The organism is Streptomyces spinosisporus (assembly GCF_022698145.1).
In the GTDB taxonomy this organism is placed as follows: Bacteria; Actinomycetota; Actinomycetes; order Streptomycetales; family Streptomycetaceae; genus Streptomyces; species Streptomyces spinosisporus.
In genome coordinates this window covers 1-427 of sequence record NZ_JALDAX010000072.1, presented here as the reverse complement: position 1 = coordinate 427, position 427 = coordinate 1, and the positions used below count along the sequence as shown (strand labels likewise).

Sequence of the window (427 nt, the reverse complement as noted above, 5' to 3'; positions counted from 1 at the left end):
GGTCACCCGCGGCACACCGTCGTAGTCGATCGGAACGGTCTTCAGGCCGGCCAGACGCTCCGCCACCAGGATGCCCTCGGCGAAGCCGACGTGCGCGAGCTGCAGGGTCGGCACGAGGTCACCGACGGCGGAGATGGTCGGCACGTTGGTGCGCATGTACTCGTCGACCAGGACATAACCGCGGTCCATGGCGACGCCCTGCTCCTCGTAGCCCAGGCCCTGCGAGACCGGGCCGCGGCCGATGGCGACGAGCAGGATCTCGGCCTCGAACTCCTTGCCGTCGGCGAGGGTGACCTTGACGCCGTCCTGGGTGTACTCGGCCTTCTGGAAGAAGGTGCCCAGGTTGAACTTGATGCCCCGCTTGCGGAAGGCGCGCTCCAGCAGCTTGGAGGAGTTCTCGTCCTCGACCGGGACGAGGTGCTTCAGG

General features: G+C 67.7%; 1 protein-coding gene. It reads right to left on the bottom strand.

Annotation, left to right across the window (positions count from 1 at the left end; all coding sequences use genetic code 11):
* On the bottom strand, nucleotides 1-427 hold a 427-nt coding region (locus MQN93_RS43755), incomplete at both ends, for an FAD-dependent oxidoreductase (protein WP_242713927.1).